Genomic DNA, 16,660 nt, shown 5'->3' on the forward strand with positions numbered 1-16,660 from the left:
ATGTCCCGGGTGAGGGAAGGCACGTGTGGGACAATCTGATTTCATGAGCACTTCACCTGACGTTTCCGCCACCCCGGAAGACGGCCCGCAGGCCCGTTCCGGGTCCGAACTGGGCCACGGTCTGAGAACCCGGCACCTGACGATGATGGGACTCGGCTCCGCGATCGGTGCCGGTCTGTTCCTCGGCACAGGGGTCGGGATCAAGGCCGCCGGACCCGCCGTCCTCATCTCCTACGTCATCGCCGGCATCATCGTCGTGTTCGTCATGCGAATGCTCGGTGAGCTTGCTGCGGCCCGGCCCGCGTCCGGGACGTTCGCCACCTACGCCCGCCAGGCGTTCGGCGGCTGGGCAGGGTTCTCGCTGGGGTGGCTGTACTGGTTCATGCTCATCATGGTGATGGGTGCGGAGATCACGGGCGCCGGGGCGATCATGGGAAACTGGTTCGGGGTCGAGGGCTGGGTGCCCGGCCTCGTCTGTGTGGTGCTCTTCACCGTGGTCAACCTCTTCGCCGTCCGTGGGTTCGGTGAGTTCGAGTACTGGTTCTCCTTCGTCAAGGTCGCGGTGATCATCTTCTTCCTCATCGTCGGAGTGCTCCTCATATTCGGGTGGCTGCCCGGCCATGCCGCTGTCGGAGCCGACAACTTCACCCCATTCGCCCCCGAGGGCCTGCCGGGGATTTCCGCGGGGCTGCTGGCCGTCGCCTTCGCATTCGGAGGAATTGAGATCGTCACCATAGCCGCCGCCGAATCCGACCGGCCCGCCCAGGCGATCACCGCCGCTGTCCGCGCGGTCGTCTGGCGCATCATGGTCTTCTACCTGGGTTCTGTGCTGGTGATCACCGCACTGCTCGACCGGTCGACCCTTGACGAGGCCGAAGGTGCCGCGGACTCCCCGTTCACCCGGGTTCTGGCGATGGCCGACGTGCCCGGGATCGTCGGCATCATGGAGGTGGTCATCGTCCTGGCCCTGCTCTCGGCGTTCAACGCCCAGATCTACGCCACCTCACGCCTGATGTACTCCTTCGCACAGCAGGGCAATGCTCCGGCGGTCTTCCGCCGGGTGTCGGGGCAGAAGGTGCCTGTCGCCGCTGTCGCCTGTTCCCTCGTCTTCGCCTTCATCTCGGTGGGTCTGCAGGTCTGGGGTCCGGCGGACCTCATCAACATCCTGTTCAATGCGGTCGGCGGTGCACTGCTGGTCATCTGGGTGATGATCGTCCTGTCGGAGCTGCGTCTGCGACCGGTGCTGGAGAAGGAGGGGTCCCTGAAGCTGCGCATGTGGTTCTGGCCGGTTCTGCCGGTCGTCACGCTGGTCGGGCTCCTCGGCCTGACGGTCCTGATGCTCTTCGACGAGACCGCGCGCCAGCAGGTCATCGCCGTGGCCGTGGCCTTCGGCCTGCTCTGTCTCCTGGGGGTGTACGTCTCCGCACGCCACGGCCGGTCCGAGGACGACTCCCTGCCCGACCGGGTCTGAGCACCGGCGGTCCGGCCGCACTGACTACACTGTGGTGCCATGACCACAGCTCACGGAACCGGTATCGCCACCATCACCGACGACCAGACCGTCCTCGACGTCTGGTACCCCGAGTTCGGGCTCGGGGACGCCCCCGCCGCCCCCCTCGACCTGTCGCACCTGGAGGGCGGGGACCCTGACCGTGGAGTCCGCCGTACCGTGGTCCACACGGTCATCGCCGACCTGGACGCTCCGCCGTCCGACGTCGAGGACGCCTACCTGCGTCTCCACCTGATCTCGGGCCGGGTTCTGCGCCCCCACGGCTGCAGTCTCGACGGTATCTTCGGCACCCTGAACAATGTCGTGTGGACGAACTTCGGCCCCTGCGCTGTCGAGGGTTTCGAGGCCACCCGGGCGAAGCTGTCCGCGCGCGGACGGGTCACCGTGTACTCCGTCGACAAGTTCCCGCGCATGGTCGACTACGTCGTCCCCACCGGTGTGCGCATCGGTGACGCCGACCGTGTCCGGCTCGGAGCCCACCTCGCCGAGGGTACGACTGTCATGCACGAAGGTTTCGTGAACTTCAACGCCGGAACCCTGGGCTCCTCCATGGTGGAGGGGCGGATCTCGGGCGGGGTCGTCGTCGACGACGGTTCCGATGTCGGAGGCGGCGCGTCGATCATGGGGACGCTGTCCGGGGGCGGTAAGCAGGTCATCTCGATCGGGAAGCGGTGCCTGCTGGGGGCGAACTCGGGTGTCGGTATCTCGCTCGGCGACGACTGTGTCGTCGAGGCGGGACTGTACATCACGTTCGGCACCAAGGTGACCTTCAACGGCGAGATCGTCAAGGCGTCCTCGCTCTCGGGGGCGTCAAACCTGCTTTTCCGCCGCAATTCGGTGACCGGTGCGGTGGAGGCCGTCGCCCGGAAGACCGGTTCCGTGGAGCTCAACGAGGCCCTGCACAAGAACTGAGGCCGGACGGGGCCCTCTGGCCCGCCTCTCCGGCCCCGCCCCTCTCACCCTGCCAGGGTGCGGAGCCGTGCGGCGGCCTCGGCGATGCTGCTGTCGTCGGCGGTGAGGCCGATCCTGACATGTTGTTCGCCGGTTGGACCGTAGAAGTCACCGGGGGCGACGAGGATTCCCAGTGCCGCCAGCCGGTCCACGGTCTCGCGGCAGGGTCTGCCCTCGGTGGCCCAGAGGTACAGTCCCCCTTCTGAGTTGTCGATCCTCATGCCGGCGTCCCGCACCGCCGCAGCCAGGATCTCCCTGCGCCGGCGGTAACGCTCCTTCTGGAGGAGCTCCTGCCCGTCGTCCTTGAGCGCGGCGACGGTCGCTGCCTGGATCGGGCCGGGCATCATCAGCCCGGCGTTCCTTCGCACGGCGAGCGCCTCTGCGATGAGGTCGGTGTCCCCGACCAGGAAACCGGAACGGTAGGACGCCATGTTCGATGTCTTCGACAGTGAGTGCACGGCGACCAGTCCGGTGAAATCCCCGTCACAGACGCGCGGGTCAAGGACGGAGACCGGGGCGTCCTCCGGGTCGGTGTTCCAGCCGAGGCCGAGGTAGCACTCGTCCGAGACGACGATGACGCCACGTTCCCTGGCGAATTCGACGACCTTGCGCAGGTGTCCCACGCCCAGCACTCTGCCGTGCGGGTTGGCCGGCGAATTGATGAAGATCATCGCGGGGGACTCGGGTCCGATCCGCAGCAGTGAGTCACTGCGCAGTACGCGGGCGCCGGCGAGCTTCGCCCCGACCTCGTAGGTGGGGTAGGCGAGCTCCGGGATGACGACCGTCTGCCCTGGGGTGACGCCCAGGACCAGCGGCATCCAGGCGATGGCCTCTTTGGTGCCGATGACGGGGAGGACCTGCTCCGGCTGCACACCGGTCACACCGAAGCGTCGGGCGAGTGCCTCGACGACGGCGTCCCTCAGCTCCGGGGTTCCCGTCGTCTGCGGGTACCCGGGTTCCGCGGCGTTGAGTGACAGGGCCAGCTGGATCGACGGGGCGACCTCGTCGACCGGGGTACCCACCGAAAGGTTGACGATGCCGCCCGGGTACGCCGTCGCGGTCGCTTTCGCCTCCCGGAGGGAGTCCCAGGGAAAGTCCGGGAGTTGCGCCGAGAGGGTGCGGCGTGCAGGGCGGACGTGTTCGGGCACAGGTTCGGGCACAGGTTCAACCATTGTCGGGGGGATTCCTTCCGGTCCTGCTAGTCCTGGTTCTGCGGTGGCAGCGAGCTGACACCTTCGGGGTCGAAGTCCTGGGGGCCGAGCTTCGAGGCTCCGCCCGGGTCTCCCAGGTCGTCGAAGAAGGCGGTGTTGTAGTCGATGTAGTCCTCCCACTCGTCGGGGAGGTCATCCTCGTAGAAGATCGCCTCGGTCGGGCACACCGGCTCGCAGGCACCGCAGTCCACACACTCGTCAGGGTGGATGTACAGTGATCGCTTACCCTCGTAGATGCAGTCGACCGGGCATTCCTCCACACACGCCCGGTCCATCACATCGACGCAGGGCTGCGCGATTACGTAGGTCATGGATAGTCACTTTCTGAGTTTCGTCACGTTCGTGTCAGACAGGTCGTCAGTACTGCTGACAGCACAGCTAATCTTGTCACTTCAGCCGGAGTAATGCCCAACCACCGCCGGCCAGTCCGAGCGGCAGCAGAAGCAGTGTGGTCAGGGAGGCACCGAGGAGAGTGTCACCGCCGGTGCCCGGTAACGCGGGCCAGAAGACGAGGACGAGGTACCCCGCCAGCCAGGTCCACAGGGGAGCCGCCGCAACTGACCGGTTGTCGGTCCACAGCAGTGCGGTTTTCGTCAGCACCACGAGGAACCAGGGTGTGGCCACCAGTGGCCAGGGGAAAGGTACCTGGACGCCGCCCACCGTGATGCGTGAGCCGAGGTACAGCGTTGCGAGGAGAACGGCAGCCGCCGCACCAACGCACAGCCAGATGATCCCGGCAACCCGTTCACGTCGGGTCGTGTCCCGGCGCACCTGACTGCGCTCCGGATCGCCCCAGTGGGGTTCAGCGGTACTGCGCATCGACTACCTCCCTTCAGCAAACAGACAGTCTAGTCTGTCCAGTGCCGCCGGTGAAAGGCCGCTCCCGCTGTCCCTGCTCTCACCGAGGGTGAAACTCTCCGTCGTGAGCAGCGGCTGCACGATCCGGTTGGACAGGCAGAACAGGACCGGGGCCCCGTCCGGGGACGTCCGCGCCTCGTCGATGACGTCTGAGGTACCCCCGTCGGCGACCCACAGCTGGGTCGCGTGGGCGGCCATGGCCCGACGTTTGGCGTCCACGTCCACGTCACTGCCGTACACCCGGGCGTCCACCCGGTCCGTCGTCACGCCGGCGAGCTCCCCGACCTCCGGCCACCTCCAGCCGGCCGGGGGCTCCCCGACCGCGCGCAGGGCCTCCAGTCCGGCATCCACCCGCTCCGATTCGGTGACGCACCACCACACCCTGGCGGGAACCCACCCGCCACCCGACGCCGACTGTGCGACGGCGGCATGGGTGATCTCATGCGCCCGCACATGGTCGGGATGACCGTAGCCACCGTCAGGTCCGTAGGTCACCACCACATGGGGCCTCTTGTCGCCGATGATCCCGGTAAGGGCGGTCACCGCCTCCTGCCCGGAGCGGACGAAGGCCCGCGGATCCCGGGCAGAGGGACTGCCCGCCATGCCGGAGTCACGCCACCTGGCCACACCTCCGAGGAACAACGGCCGGGACCCGTCCGTCACCGGGTCCAGGTTGACCCCGAGGACCGTCAGTGCGCGCTGCAGTTCCGCGATCCGGTAGCCGCCGAGCAGTCCGGAACGGTCGGCGACCAGAGCCTGGTACCGGTCTCCGATGACCTCACCCTCCTCGCCGAGGGTGCAGGTCACCACAGTCACCTCCGCACCACGGCGAGCCCAGTGTGCCAGGGACAGTCCGGTCCACAGTGACTCGTCGTCGGGGTGGGCGTGAACCGCGAGGATGCGCAGTCCGGAAAGGTCGTCGGTGGTCGGTCCCGTCACGGGGTCTCCTGTTCATGGGTCTGCTCATTCTTCCCGGGAGCCTGAGAGGAACTCCCGGTGGACGCTCCTGTGGAGCCGGGGGCACCGGTACGTCTCCAGACTCCGGCACCGACGAACGGGCCGGTCTCCCTGTCCAGTGCCCAGTCGGCCAGGCGGGGGGAAGGTCCCACCAGGTCACGGCCCACGGCGATGACCTGACTGTCCTCCATCAGCGGCACGTCGATGTGCTGTCTGCCGACCAGTTCCCGGACCCTGCCGAGAGTCGCCTGGACCGTCCCGTCCGTGACATCGTCACCGGTGTAGAGGACGGCGTCCTCGGCGACAGCGGCGAATCCGGCGTCGACGGCCGCCGAGCACAGTCCCGAGATGTTCTCCGAGCGCCCGGAGGGTTCATCCGGGGCCGCGTCCTCCCCCTGTGGTGCCCCCTGTGGTGCTGTGGTCGTTGCCGCCGTACCGGGGCCCGCCGAGGGGTCAGCAGGCTCGACGGACTCCGGCTGCCCGGGGCGGGACGTCAGATCGGCCGCATCTGTCGGCTCCCCCGGGGTCGACGTGGCCGGGGTCGACGTGGCCGGGGTCGCCGTCACCGGAGGCAGGGACGAGGTCGGCTGTGACACCGCCCGGTCCGCGGTGTCACAGCCGTACCGGCTGCGCAGGGAGGTCAGGGAGGTCGGCGGCTCCTGCCAGGCGACCACCGCATCGACCTCCCCTGACGGAAGGAAGGCGCCGTAGAGCTCAGACGAAGGCCTGGTGACGACCGTAGCGTCGATACCCGCCGCAGTGAGCTGGTCGACGACCCGCCGGGCGGCCTCGACCGCGGTGTCGTCGGTACTGTCCGCCCCGATGCGCAGAGGGGAAAGACCACTGTCCGGGGTGGGGACGGGGGCCATGGCAGATGAGGGACGTGTCCTACGGCTCTCCCCCGCTGTTCCGTCTGCGGTGTCGACTGTCGTGCCGCCCGAGGTACCGCCTGAACCCTCACCGGCGGGCAGCGGGTCCGGCGCCGTGGCCCCGGGGTCACCGCTGACAATCCTGGCGACGGAGTCCGCGTCCACGGCGTCGGCGATCACCGCACGGTTGGCGGCCGAGGAGGTCCGTGGCGAGGTGGTGTTGAAGGTCAGGGTGAGCTCGGCGGGCCGTGTCATGGTCCGGACCTGGACGCCCGGGACCGTCGACAACGACTCCCCGGTGACGCCCTGCCTGCCCGTCACCAGCATCTGCAGCTGACCGTTGCGCAGCATCTGCGCCCCGGTCCTGGTGTCGGGTACCTCGGAGAGCACGAGCTTGTCGGTACGGGCCGGGGACTGCCCCCAGAATCGTTCATTGCGTTCCAGTTCGATGACACCTCGGGTCGTGTCGACGGCGCGAACCCGGAACACTCCGCCGGACGCCGCGGGCACGCCCTCCATCATCGTGGAGAAGTCACGGTCCTCGGAACGGTAGATGTGTGACGGGAGCAGGTCGGAGAACAGTTCCCTCCAGTCCGGGTCGGGCCGTGTGAAGGTGACGTCGACGGTACGCCCTCCGGCAGTGACGTCTATCCTCTCGACGGCAGCATAGTCCGCCGGTGCCGCCACTCCCGGGGCCGTGGTCATCTGCTGGCGGAGGTACTCGAAGTCCGAGCCGGTGACCGGTGTTCCGTCGGACCACTGTGCGGCGGCGGAGATCTCGTACCGGACCGCGGTAGGTGCCGCCGGTTCGCCCTCGGTGACGGTGACGGAGGTCAACAGGTCGGTGTTGAGTTCCGATCTGTGCTCCTCCCCCGGCAACGCGGTGAAGGCACTCGGCAGGGTCAGTGCCGCGACGACGCTGGTCGCTGTAGACCGGGAACCCACGAGGTGGGGGTTGAGGTCGGTGGGAACGTCGTCGACTCCGACGGTGACGGTCCTGAGCTCCTCGGCCCGGTCGTCGTCGGCGTCCGCCGGTGCGGTGGTGGTGGTCTGCCGGGGCTCCTGAACTGTCGGGGCGTCCCCGGGTCTGGCCTGGCAGCCCGTGAGCGTGAGGGACGCCGCCAGGACGGCAGCCCCCACGACCACAGGCCGTCGGCGGGAACAGTACTGCTCTTCCACTACCGGCGGCTCCTCCCGGTCACACCCCGCGGTCGGGGCTGACCTGTCGTTCTCAGTTCCTGTCGCGCTGCTTCGCCCGGGCTGCGGCACGACCGCGCTCGGTGGCGCCGAGAATGACCTTACGCACCCTGATGGCATCAGGGGTGACCTCGACGCACTCGTCCTGACCACAGAACTCCATCGCCTCGTCCAGGGAGAGGTTCCTGGCCTTGGCCAGGGTCACGGTGGCGTCCGCGGTGGCGGAACGCATGTTCGTGAGCTTCTTCTCCTTGGTGATGTTGATGTCCATGTCCTCGTCACGGTTGTTCTGGCCGACGACCATACCTTCGTAGGTCTCGGTACCGGGTTCGACGAAGAAGCTGCCGCGGTCCGCCAGCTGGGTCAGCGCGTAGGCGGTGATCTGGCCGGAGCGGTCCGCGACCAGCGAACCGTTCGGGCGGTCCTTGATCTCTCCCGCCCAGTTGTCGTACCCGGCGGAGTAGCTGTTGGCGATGCCTGTTCCGCGGGTCTCGGTCATGAAGATGGTGCGGAAACCGATGAGACCGCGGGCGGGCACGAGGAAGTTCATGCGGATCCAGCCGTTGCCGCTGTTGTCCATGCCCTCCATGCGGCCCTTGCGGGCGGCCATGAGCTGGGTGACTGCCCCGAGATGCTCCTCGGGGACGTCGATGACCATGTGCTCCCACGGCTCCTGGAGCTTGCCGTCGACGGTCCGGGTGACCACCTGCGGCTTGCCGACGGTCAGTTCGAATCCCTCGCGACGCATCGTCTCGACGAGGATGGACAGCGCCATCTCGCCACGTCCCTGGACCTCCCAGGCGTCCGGCCTCTCGGTCGGGAGCACCTTGATGGAGACGTTGCCGATGAGTTCCTGGTCGAGACGGTTCTTGACGACCCGGGCGGTGAGCTGGTTGCCGGATCGGCCGGCCATCGGCGAGGTGTTCACACCGATGGTCATGGAGATCGCGGGCTCGTCCACGGTGATCCGGGGAAGTGCGACCGGGTGCTCCGGGTCGGCGAGGGTGTCACCGATCATGACGTCCTCGATGCCGGAGATCGCGGCGATGTCACCGGCGATGACCTCGTCGGTGGGAACCCGGTCGACGCCCACCGTGCGGAGCAGTTCGGAGATCCGGACGTTCTTGATGTGCTCCTCGCCGTTCTCGTCGTAGTGGATCCAGGCGACCTGCTGTCCCTTGTGGAGGGAACCGGCGAAGACCCGGACCAGGCCGATACGGCCGAGGAAGTTGGAGGAGTCCAGGTTGGTGACGTGCGCCTGGAGCGGGGCGTCGTGCTCGGCGGAGGGTTCCGGGAGAACCTCGTAGATCACGTCGAAGAGGGCCTGGAGATCCTCGGCGTCCGGGACGTTGCCGTTGCCCGGGTTGGTGGTGGACGCCTTGCCCGCGCGTCCGGAGGTGTAGATCACCGGGAGGTCGAGGAGGGTCTCGGCGGCGTCGGCGGCCTCGGGGTCGTCGAGCGCGGAGGCCAGTTCCAGCAGGAGGTCCTGGGCTTCGGAGACGACCTCGTCGATACGGGCGTCCGGTCGGTCGGTCTTGTTCACGCAGATGATCACGGGCATCTTCGCTTCGAGTGCCTTACCGAGGACGAAGCGGGTCTGCGGCAGCGGGCCTTCGGAGGCGTCGATGAGAAGGACGACGCCGTCGACCATGGACAGGGCACGCTCGACTTCGCCACCGAAATCGGCGTGTCCGGGGGTGTCGATGACGTTGATGATCAGGTCTGCACCGTCTTTACCTGCGCCTGCCCGCCTGATGGCGGTGTTCTTGGCGAGGATGGTGATGCCTTTCTCCTTTTCGAGGTCACCGGAGTCCATGACGCGGTCCTCGACCTCGGCGTGGGGGTCGAAGACGCCCGACTGGCGCAACATCGCGTCAACGAGAGTGGTCTTGCCGTGGTCGACGTGGGCGACGATGGCGACATTGCGGAATTCAGTCAGTGACACAGATCCAGGTCTTCCTTATAGAGCGGGGAGAAAAGCGTACGGGCATGTCGGCGGCACGGAGTGGACGCCGATATGCGGACGGGGGTACAGAGTACCCTCTTGCGCCGGTATTCTTCTCATCAGACAAAGTGGAGCACAGCGGACGTGGCCTGTGTTACCGTTGTTGACAATGTGACTCCTGAGGTTTACGAAAGGCCCCCCGTGAGCTCCCTCCGCCGTTCCCGCCCGCACCGTCGCTCCGCCGCCGCCCTCCTCGCCGCCGTGACCGCCCTCGCGGTCCCCACGGCAACGATCGCCGCCCCCACCGCCGGGGCACAGGCCCTGGTCGACAACCTCGGACGCCCCTCCCCCGAAGTGCTCGACCTGGTCGAGAACTTCGCCGCCCAACCCGGAATGCCGGCAGAGGTCGGGGACACCCTCCGACGCCTCGTCAGTTTCTTCCGCGGCGACGGGGAACCCGGCGTGGAGGTCCCCGAGAACGGGCCGGCCTTCACCCAGTTCGGCTGGCCCACCGTGGCCACCGAATGCATCGGCGGCACGGAGAACGCCGTCGGCACCGCCATCGCCGTCCCCGGCCCCGCCCCGATCCCGCTCCCCGGAGTACCGGCCGGTCAGGCGGCCTTCGTCTTCACCGCCCTGGGCACCGGTCCGGCCGTGGCCAGCGACACCACGTCCATGCAGGTGCACTGGCTCAACGTCAACAGCGGCCGCATGGGCCAGACCCCCCTGCTGCCCGGCACCATGAACCCCGGTGGCCCCGGCACCGTCAACGGCCTGGCGGACACCGGCCCCGGCACCGTCATCGCCGTCCTCAGCGGCGGCATCACCACCGCCGAGGAGAACGGCCACGCGGACTGCCGTTTCGCCCCGACGGTCGGTCTGACCAGCGTCGCCTGACCTTTCGCGGCGGACCTCCGGATCCGTCCCGGCCGTGGTAGAACCGTCACCATGACGACGGCCCACTCTCCGAAGGTCGAGACCTTCGACACGGACAAAGGGATCAACACCGACCCGAAAGGGTTCGACCGCGCCGTCGACCGGTGGGCGACCCTGCCGCCCGAAGCCTCATACGGCACCTCCGCCGGCCCGCCGCGGGGCCTGTACATGGCCCGACCCGCCGACCACCCCCGCTTCGGCTACCTCGAGAGCTGGCTGCTGCCCGCGCTGGATCTTCGGGTCAGCAGGTTCCACTTCCGCAACGGGTCCGGGCACGGCCCCTACCCGGGCCAGGAACTCTACATCGACATCGCACTGACCGAGACCCCTCTCCCCGGCGGCCGGGTGTGGCGCACCACCGACCTGTACATCGACGTGGTGACCTACGCCGGCGGCAGATGGGAGATCCTCGACCTGGAGGAGCTGGGGGACGCCCTGGTCGCCGGACACCTGTCCCCCGAGCAGACCTGCCGCGCGCTCACAGCAGCGCAGAAGGTGGTCACCGGCATCGTCACCACAGGCTCGGCCGAAGAGTTCCTCAGCAGACAGGGATACAACCTCCACTGGGCGGATCCGGCGGACGTGGTTCCCGCCCCTCCGGAGCAACGGCACGACGGCACTCCGGACAGAAACCCCCTCTGACCTCTATGCGAGGATCTGGCGTCCCATGACCATGCGGCAGATCTGGTTGGTTCCCTCGTAGATCTGGGTGATCTTTGCGTCCCTCATCATCCGCTCCACCGGGAAGTCACGGGTGTATCCGTAGCCGCCGAGCAGCTGGATGGCGTCGAGGGTGACCTCCATGGCGATGTCGGAGGCGAATGCCTTCGACCCCGCGGCCATCAGTCCGAGCTTCTCCCCGTTCTCCGCGACCCCCCTCTCGGCGTTCGACGCCGCGGTGTAGATCATCAGCCGTGCAGCATCGATCTTCATCTTCATGTCCGCGAGGGTGAACTGCGTGTTCTGGAACGCGGCGACGGGCCTGCCGAACTGCCTTCGCTCCTTGACATACCCGACCGCCACCTCGAACGCCCCCTGGGCGATGCCGAGCGCCTGCGCGCCGATGGTCGGGCGGGTGTGGTCGAGCGTCTGGAGGGCTGTCTTGAATCCGGTGCCTTCCTCGCCGATCATCCGGTCACCGGGGATCCGGCAGTCCTCGAAGTACAGTTCGGCGGTGGGCGACCCCTTGATCCCCAGCTTGTGCTCGAGGGCACCGACCCGGAAGCCCGGGTCGTCCCTGTGCACCATGAACGCCGAGATCCCGTGGGAACCGGCGTCCGGGTCGGTCACCGCCATCACGGTGTACCAGGTGGAACGGGAACCGTTGGTGATGAAGCACTTGGACCCGTTGATGACCCAGTCATCCCCGTCCCGGACTGCCCTGGTCTTCATGGCTCCGGCGTCGGACCCTGCCTCACGTTCGGTGAGCGCGTAGGACGCCATGGCGCCGGCCGCGATGTCGGGAAGAACCTTCGCCTTGAGTTCCTGGGAACCCTGCAGGATCAGTCCCATGGTCCCCAGCTTGTTCACCGCGGGAATCAGGGAAGACGACCCACAGACACGCGCCACCTCCTCGATGACGATGACTGCGGCGAGAGAGTCCGCACCCTGACCTCCGAACTCCTCGGGAATGTGCACCGCATTGAATCCGGAGCTGTTCAGCGCCTCCAGGGCTTCCTCGGGGAACCTCTCGTTCTCGTCGACGTCTGCGGCGTGCGGTGCAATCTGTTCCTCGGCGATCTGCCGGATCGCGGAGCGAAGCTCCCGGTACTCGTCGGGCAGCTGGAAGAGATCGAAGTCGGGGTTGAGGGCCATGGATGCTCCTGTTCGGCGGGACTCTTGACGGGATACGGCGGGCCGCCGGCGGGCCTCTGACTGCGCCGCTCTCGGGTTCCGCCTACCGGAACTCATGCTAGTACTCCAACTGACGTGTCGGGCCCGATCCGGGGAACCGGACGTCGGCACGGGGCGGAGACGGTAGGCTCACGTGGCATGGGAACACGAACTCCAGGCAGGACCCGACGTACCGCAGCCACGATCACCGCCGCTCTGGCACTCGTCACTCTCGGTGCCTGCGGTTCGTCGACGGGTGACGGCTCGACGGCGACCTCAGCCGCGACCGGCGTCACCGGTGCTGACACCACCCCGACGGGCACCATCACCGGCCCTGGCACCACCGCCACCGCGAATGACACCGGTGACGGCGCGCAGGGCGGTGACGCCGGTCAACGGTGCGGCACCGACGACCTCACCGTGGAAGCGGGGCCCGGTGACGGTGCAGCGGGAAGTGTCTACCGTCCCCTGGAGTTCACGAATGTCTCGGACAGCCCGTGCATCCTCTCCGGGTATCCGGGGGTGAGCCTCGTCTCCGGTGACGCGCAGGTGGGGCAGGCGGCCGAGCGCGAATCCGCCGCCGGCGACCTGCCTGTGGTGACCCTCGCCCCCGGTGACTCCGCCTCCGCCGACCTGAAGATCACCGCTCCCGGGGTCTACGGCGACCGTTGCACCGAAACTCCCGCAGAGGCGCTGAAGGTCTATCCGCCGGAGCAGACCGTCTCAGTGACCGTCGCCGCGGAAGGCCTGACCGGCTGCACCGGGGAGGACGCCCCGGCCACACTCAGCATCTCGCCGATCAGGTGACGCTGCCGGACCCTGCCCCGGAACCCCGGAAAAGCCTGCCCGCCCACCTCCCCCTCCGATGCCCGATAGGCTGGACTGTATGAGTGAGATCGTGATCATCGGCGGCCACGGCCGCGTCGCCCTGCTGACCATCCCCCTGCTCGTCGCCGACGGCAACTCCGTCACCGCGGTCGTCCGGGACCCGGACCAGGTCGCCGATGTCGAGGACGCCGGTGCCTCCGCCGTCGTCGCGGACATCGAGACGATGAGCACAGACAGTATCGTCGACCTCCTGGAGCCTTTCGACACTGTCGTCTGGTCCGCCGGTGCCGGCGGCGGGGATCCGGAGAGGACCCGCAACGTCGACGAGAATGCCGCCGTCCGGACCATCAACGCCGCGGAGGAGTCCCACACCGACCGTTTCATCATGGTGTCGTGGTGCGGGTCCTACCTGGACCACGGCATCCCCGAGGATGATCCTTTCCACGTGTACGCCGACGCCAAGGCCCGGGCGGACTCCCATCTGAGAAGGTCGTCGCTGGACTGGACGATTCTCGGGCCCTCGACGCTCACCGACGGTGAGGAGACGGGGATCTCGGTCATCCCGGAGGACCGGGGCCGCACCGACGGGACCACCGTCCCCCGTGCCGCCGTGGCCGCGCTCATCGCCGCCGCGGTCGACTGCCCACGGAGTGCGGGACACACTGTGCGTTTCAACGCCGGTGACTCTGACCCTGAGGACGTCCTCCACGACCTCAACCTCAACCTCTCCAGTGCGCTGGACTCCCACGGTTCCGGCTTCGAGTGACCCGACCCGCAGGGCTAGCATGGGTGCGATGACAGACTCCACCTTCACTGCCGGCGATGTTGCCCTCGTCTTCGAGGGCGGCGGGGCCCGCAACAGTTTCACAGCTGCCACAGTGCATGAGCTGATGGTCAACGACGTGCACTTCGGCTGGGTCGGCGGGGTGTCCGCCGGATCCTCCCACACCGTGAACTTCCTGGGCCACGACCCCGAACGTGCACGGGAGAGTTTCGTCGAGTTCACGGCGTCCCCCGCCTCCGGCGGAGTGGGCTCCTTCATCCGCGGGGACGGCTACTTCGACGCCGAGTACATCTACGAGACCGCCGGGCTGCCGGGCAACGACCTTCCCTACAACTTCGAGGCCTTCCTCTCTGACCCCACACCGTTCAGCATCGAGGCGACCAATGCCCTGACCGGTGAACCGACGAGGTGGGGGCGACAGGACATCACCGACCTGGACTCGTTGCTCAAGCGGGTCCGGGCGTCCTCGACACTGCCGGTCATCATGAACACGCCGGAAGTCGACGGAACGCCCTATGTCGACGGTGCCCTCAGCGGTTCCGGGGGAATCCCCGTCGACGCCGCCGAGGCCGACGGTTTCGAACGCTACCTCGTGCTGTGCACGAGGCCCCGTGACTATGTGCGCCCGCCGGTGAAGCATCCCGGTGCGGTGCGCCGGATCCTGCGTCGTCACCCCGCCGTCGCCGATGCGGTCATCGCACGCCCGGCACGCTACAACGCCACCAGACGGCACCTTTTCGACCTGGAGAGACAGGGCAGGGCCCTGCTCTTCTTCCCGGAGGAGATGCGGATCTCCAACACCGAGCGCAACCTCGACCGTCTCAAGGCGACCTACTACGACGGTCTGGTGCAGACACAACGGGACTGGGACCGGATCATGGACTTCCTCACCGCCTGACCACCGTGCCCGACCACGGGCGTGCTCCGGATACACTGGGACGGTCCCGGGCCGGCGTACATGTCACGGTGCCTGCCCCTCCCCGACCGCAGAGGACCTTTCCATGGCAGGTGGGCTTTTCGCACTACTCGACGACGTTGCACTGATAGCCAGAAAGGCGGCCGTGGCCACGCGTGATGTCGCCGGTTCCGCGGCGTCCACATCCTCCAAGGCCGCGGCAGTTGTCGTCGATGATGCCGCTGTCGCCCCCGGATTCGTCGAGGGGGTCACCCCGGCCAGGGAGCTTCCCATCGTCTGGAAGATCACGAAAGGGTCCCTGGTCAACAAGATCGTCATCGTCCTGCCGGTCGCGCTCCTGCTGAGCTGGCTGGCCCCCTGGGCTCTGACACCGGTGCTGATGGTCGGCGGCACCTACCTGTGCTTCGAAGGTGCGGAGAAGATCTGGCACGCGGTCGCCGCGCGCAGGGGCGGCCGTTCCACCGGTGACACCCCTGTGGCGGACAAGGGCCCGGATGACGAGAAGTCCCTGGTGAAGGCCGCTGTTCTCACAGATCTGATTCTTTCCGCGGAGATCATGGTCATCTCTCTCAACGAGGTGACCGACAAGCCTTTCCTGGAACGTGCGGTCATTCTTGTCGTCGTCGCACTCATGATCACTGTCGGCGTCTACGGGGTGGTGGGGATGCTCGTCAAGATGGATGATGTCGGGCTGCGTCTGGCGTCCGGCGGACCCGACCGCCCGGGCGCGGTGCGGTGGCTCGGCAGGACGATGGTCTCGGCGATGCCGAAGGTCCTGGCCGCGCTGTCGGTGGTGGGCACGGCCGCGATGCTGTGGGTCGGCGGCCACATCCTGCTCAAAGGTACGGACGACCTCGGTTGGCACGGCCCGTTCTCCGTGGTGCACCACATTGAGGACGCCGCGGAGCCTGCAGGCGCTGCCGTGCAGTGGCTGATCGAGACCGGGTGCTCCGCCGTGACCGGTTTCCTCGTCGGTTCGGTGGTGATGGTGGTGGTGACGTCCGTGGGCAGGGTGGTCCGTCACCGCTCCGGTCACGCCGGGTGACCGCCCTGCTCTCAGACCAGGCGTGAGCGTCGGCGACGGTATCGGTGGGTTTCCGGGAGGAACAGCCGTCCGGGTACCTTCTCCAGTTCCCCCGGTTCAGGCTGCATCGCGGTCTCCACGAGAATCGGCAGGTGGTCCGAGCCGTCCTGGGGCAGTGAAGTGACGGTGGATGCCGTATATCCCTGCGACAGCGCCAGGTCGTAACTTCCGCGGAGCACCCCGTAACGCCGGTAGGTGTCCGTGTCACTGCGGGACACCGCATAGCCGTAGGTTCCGACGTAGCGTGCGAGTCCCGCCTGGAACACCGGGTAGTTGAAGTCCCCCACAACCACCGACGGCAGGCCCGGGCCCAGGTCCCTGAGGGCACCGAAGGCGGTTCTGATCTGCTGTCGTCGCAGCGCATTGCTCGCGGTCAACGGCGCCGCGTGGAAGGACGAGATCAGGACTTCACCTCCGAGGACGGAATCATGGGCTCTCACGGTCGCCATGCGCTCCTCCCCCGGTTTCATGACAAGGTCATGGAGGGACTTCTCGAGGGGCACGGTGAGCAGGGAGCGCGGGTCGAATCTGCTCGTCCTCAGATAGACGGCGAGTCCCAGACGGCTTCCGGTGGTGGCCTGGACGAGTTCCAGGTCCCCGATCCGTGACGGCAGGGTGTCTGTGTCCGCCTCCTGGAGGCAGAGTGCGTCGGGGTCGTGAAGCTCCGCCAGTGGTGCGAGTTCGCCCACGGCGTTGTTGTGGTAGAGGTTGTAGCTGATCAGCTTCATCGACATCCACCGTAGTCCACGGGGACGCAGGGGGCCCGACGAAACTGACACGG

General features: G+C 67.5%; 16 protein-coding genes. 8 read left to right on the top strand and 8 right to left on the bottom strand.

The genetic code is table 11. The features are described from left to right. The first annotated feature begins 43 nt into the window (after positions 1–43). Positions 44–1,471 carry an amino acid permease gene (locus E0E18_RS04070; protein WP_130839396.1) on the top strand — a complete coding sequence of 476 codons (1,428 nt, stop codon included), beginning with the start codon at positions 44–46 and terminating at the stop codon, positions 1,469–1,471. Between the two features lie 39 nt (positions 1,472–1,510). Then, complete coding sequence (dapD, locus tag E0E18_RS04075) at positions 1,511–2,422, top strand: 2,3,4,5-tetrahydropyridine-2,6-dicarboxylate N-succinyltransferase (protein ID WP_066583216.1); 912 nt, start codon at positions 1,511–1,513, stop codon at positions 2,420–2,422. 44 nt (positions 2,423–2,466) lie between these two features. Here the strand turns inward: dapD and dapC are convergent, their stop codons facing one another. From dapC to typA, 6 genes are all read right to left on the bottom strand, one after another. Continuing rightward, positions 2,467–3,633: a succinyldiaminopimelate transaminase gene (dapC, locus tag E0E18_RS04080; protein ID WP_130839397.1), complete on the bottom strand. Its 1,167-nt coding sequence runs from the start codon at positions 3,631–3,633 to the stop codon at positions 2,467–2,469. Between the two features lie 26 nt (positions 3,634–3,659). Continuing rightward, positions 3,660–3,983, bottom strand: coding sequence for a ferredoxin (fdxA, locus tag E0E18_RS04085; RefSeq protein ID WP_066583219.1), 324 nt, complete (start codon positions 3,981–3,983; stop codon positions 3,660–3,662). Between the two features lie 76 nt (positions 3,984–4,059). Then, positions 4,060–4,491 carry a hypothetical protein gene (locus tag E0E18_RS04090; RefSeq protein WP_066583220.1) on the bottom strand — a complete coding sequence of 144 codons (432 nt, stop codon included), beginning with the start codon at positions 4,489–4,491 and terminating at the stop codon, positions 4,060–4,062. 3 nt (positions 4,492–4,494) lie between these two features. Beyond that, a complete protein-coding gene (mshB, locus tag E0E18_RS04095; RefSeq protein ID WP_110481223.1) occupies positions 4,495–5,469 on the bottom strand; it encodes an N-acetyl-1-D-myo-inositol-2-amino-2-deoxy-alpha-D-glucopyranoside deacetylase in 975 nt (324 codons plus the stop codon). Further along, positions 5,466–7,535 (bottom strand): ABC transporter substrate-binding protein, encoded by a 2,070-nt coding sequence (locus tag E0E18_RS04100; protein ID WP_237559623.1) that lies wholly within the window; start codon positions 7,533–7,535, stop codon positions 5,466–5,468. The genes mshB and E0E18_RS04100 overlap by 4 nt, the downstream gene beginning before the upstream one ends. A gap of 52 nt (positions 7,536–7,587) precedes the next feature. Then, positions 7,588–9,498 (bottom strand): translational GTPase TypA, encoded by a 1,911-nt coding sequence (typA, locus tag E0E18_RS04105; RefSeq protein ID WP_066583227.1) that lies wholly within the window; start codon positions 9,496–9,498, stop codon positions 7,588–7,590. 201 nt (positions 9,499–9,699) lie between these two features. Between typA and E0E18_RS04110 the strand changes: the two genes are divergently transcribed. Continuing rightward, complete coding sequence (locus tag E0E18_RS04110) at positions 9,700–10,395, top strand: Rv1157c family protein (RefSeq protein WP_130839399.1); 696 nt, start codon at positions 9,700–9,702, stop codon at positions 10,393–10,395. A 51-nt stretch (positions 10,396–10,446) separates the two neighbouring features. Then, on the top strand, positions 10,447–11,076 hold the full coding sequence (locus E0E18_RS04115; RefSeq protein ID WP_110481220.1) for a DUF402 domain-containing protein: 630 nt from the start codon (positions 10,447–10,449) through the stop codon (positions 11,074–11,076). Positions 11,077–11,079: 3 nt separating this feature from the next. Here E0E18_RS04115 and E0E18_RS04120 read toward each other — a convergent pair whose 3' ends face one another. Continuing rightward, a complete protein-coding gene (locus tag E0E18_RS04120; protein ID WP_130839400.1) occupies positions 11,080–12,249 on the bottom strand; it encodes an acyl-CoA dehydrogenase family protein in 1,170 nt (389 codons plus the stop codon). 177 nt (positions 12,250–12,426) lie between these two features. Here E0E18_RS04120 and E0E18_RS04125 point away from each other — a divergent pair, with 177 nt between their 5' ends. The 4 genes from E0E18_RS04125 (at position 12,427) to E0E18_RS04140 (ending at position 15,840) form a co-directional block, all read left to right on the top strand. Beyond that, positions 12,427–13,074 (top strand): DUF4232 domain-containing protein, encoded by a 648-nt coding sequence (locus E0E18_RS04125; protein ID WP_130839401.1) that lies wholly within the window; start codon positions 12,427–12,429, stop codon positions 13,072–13,074. Between the two features lie 79 nt (positions 13,075–13,153). Further along, complete coding sequence (locus E0E18_RS04130) at positions 13,154–13,861, top strand: SDR family oxidoreductase (protein WP_110481217.1); 708 nt, start codon at positions 13,154–13,156, stop codon at positions 13,859–13,861. Between the two features lie 28 nt (positions 13,862–13,889). Continuing rightward, entirely contained in the window at positions 13,890–14,777 is an 888-nt protein-coding gene (locus E0E18_RS04135) for a patatin-like phospholipase family protein (RefSeq protein ID WP_066585772.1), read from the top strand. 103 nt (positions 14,778–14,880) lie between these two features. After that, positions 14,881–15,840 carry a DUF808 domain-containing protein gene (locus tag E0E18_RS04140; protein WP_110481216.1) on the top strand — a complete coding sequence of 320 codons (960 nt, stop codon included), beginning with the start codon at positions 14,881–14,883 and terminating at the stop codon, positions 15,838–15,840. 11 nt (positions 15,841–15,851) lie between these two features. Here the strand turns inward: E0E18_RS04140 and E0E18_RS04145 are convergent, their stop codons facing one another. Next, the gene (locus tag E0E18_RS04145) at positions 15,852–16,607 is read right to left on the bottom strand and encodes an endonuclease/exonuclease/phosphatase family protein (protein ID WP_110481215.1); all 756 of its coding nucleotides are present in this window, start codon (positions 16,605–16,607) and stop codon (positions 15,852–15,854) included. Positions 16,608–16,660: the final 53 nt, after the last annotated feature.

Origin of the sequence: Corynebacterium neomassiliense (assembly GCF_900626215.1) — a bacterium.
GTDB classification, from domain to species: Bacteria; Actinomycetota; Actinomycetes; order Mycobacteriales; family Mycobacteriaceae; genus Corynebacterium; species Corynebacterium neomassiliense.

Coding starts and splice junctions, on each gene's coding strand:
- E0E18_RS04070 (WP_130839396.1), top strand. CDS start 44: ATGAGCACTTCACCTGACGTTTCCGCCACCCCGGAAGACGGCCCGCAG.
- dapD (WP_066583216.1), top strand. CDS start 1,511: ATGACCACAGCTCACGGAACCGGTATCGCCACCATCACCGACGACCAG.
- dapC (WP_130839397.1), bottom strand. CDS start 3,633: ATGGTTGAACCTGTGCCCGAACCTGTGCCCGAACACGTCCGCCCTGCA.
- fdxA (WP_066583219.1), bottom strand. CDS start 3,983: ATGACCTACGTAATCGCGCAGCCCTGCGTCGATGTGATGGACCGGGCG.
- E0E18_RS04090 (WP_066583220.1), bottom strand. CDS start 4,491: ATGCGCAGTACCGCTGAACCCCACTGGGGCGATCCGGAGCGCAGTCAG.
- E0E18_RS04115 (WP_110481220.1), top strand. CDS start 10,447: ATGACGACGGCCCACTCTCCGAAGGTCGAGACCTTCGACACGGACAAA.
- E0E18_RS04120 (WP_130839400.1), bottom strand. CDS start 12,249: ATGGCCCTCAACCCCGACTTCGATCTCTTCCAGCTGCCCGACGAGTAC.
- E0E18_RS04125 (WP_130839401.1), top strand. CDS start 12,427: ATGGGAACACGAACTCCAGGCAGGACCCGACGTACCGCAGCCACGATC.
- E0E18_RS04130 (WP_110481217.1), top strand. CDS start 13,154: ATGAGTGAGATCGTGATCATCGGCGGCCACGGCCGCGTCGCCCTGCTG.
- E0E18_RS04135 (WP_066585772.1), top strand. CDS start 13,890: ATGACAGACTCCACCTTCACTGCCGGCGATGTTGCCCTCGTCTTCGAG.
- E0E18_RS04140 (WP_110481216.1), top strand. CDS start 14,881: ATGGCAGGTGGGCTTTTCGCACTACTCGACGACGTTGCACTGATAGCC.
- E0E18_RS04145 (WP_110481215.1), bottom strand. CDS start 16,607: ATGAAGCTGATCAGCTACAACCTCTACCACAACAACGCCGTGGGCGAA.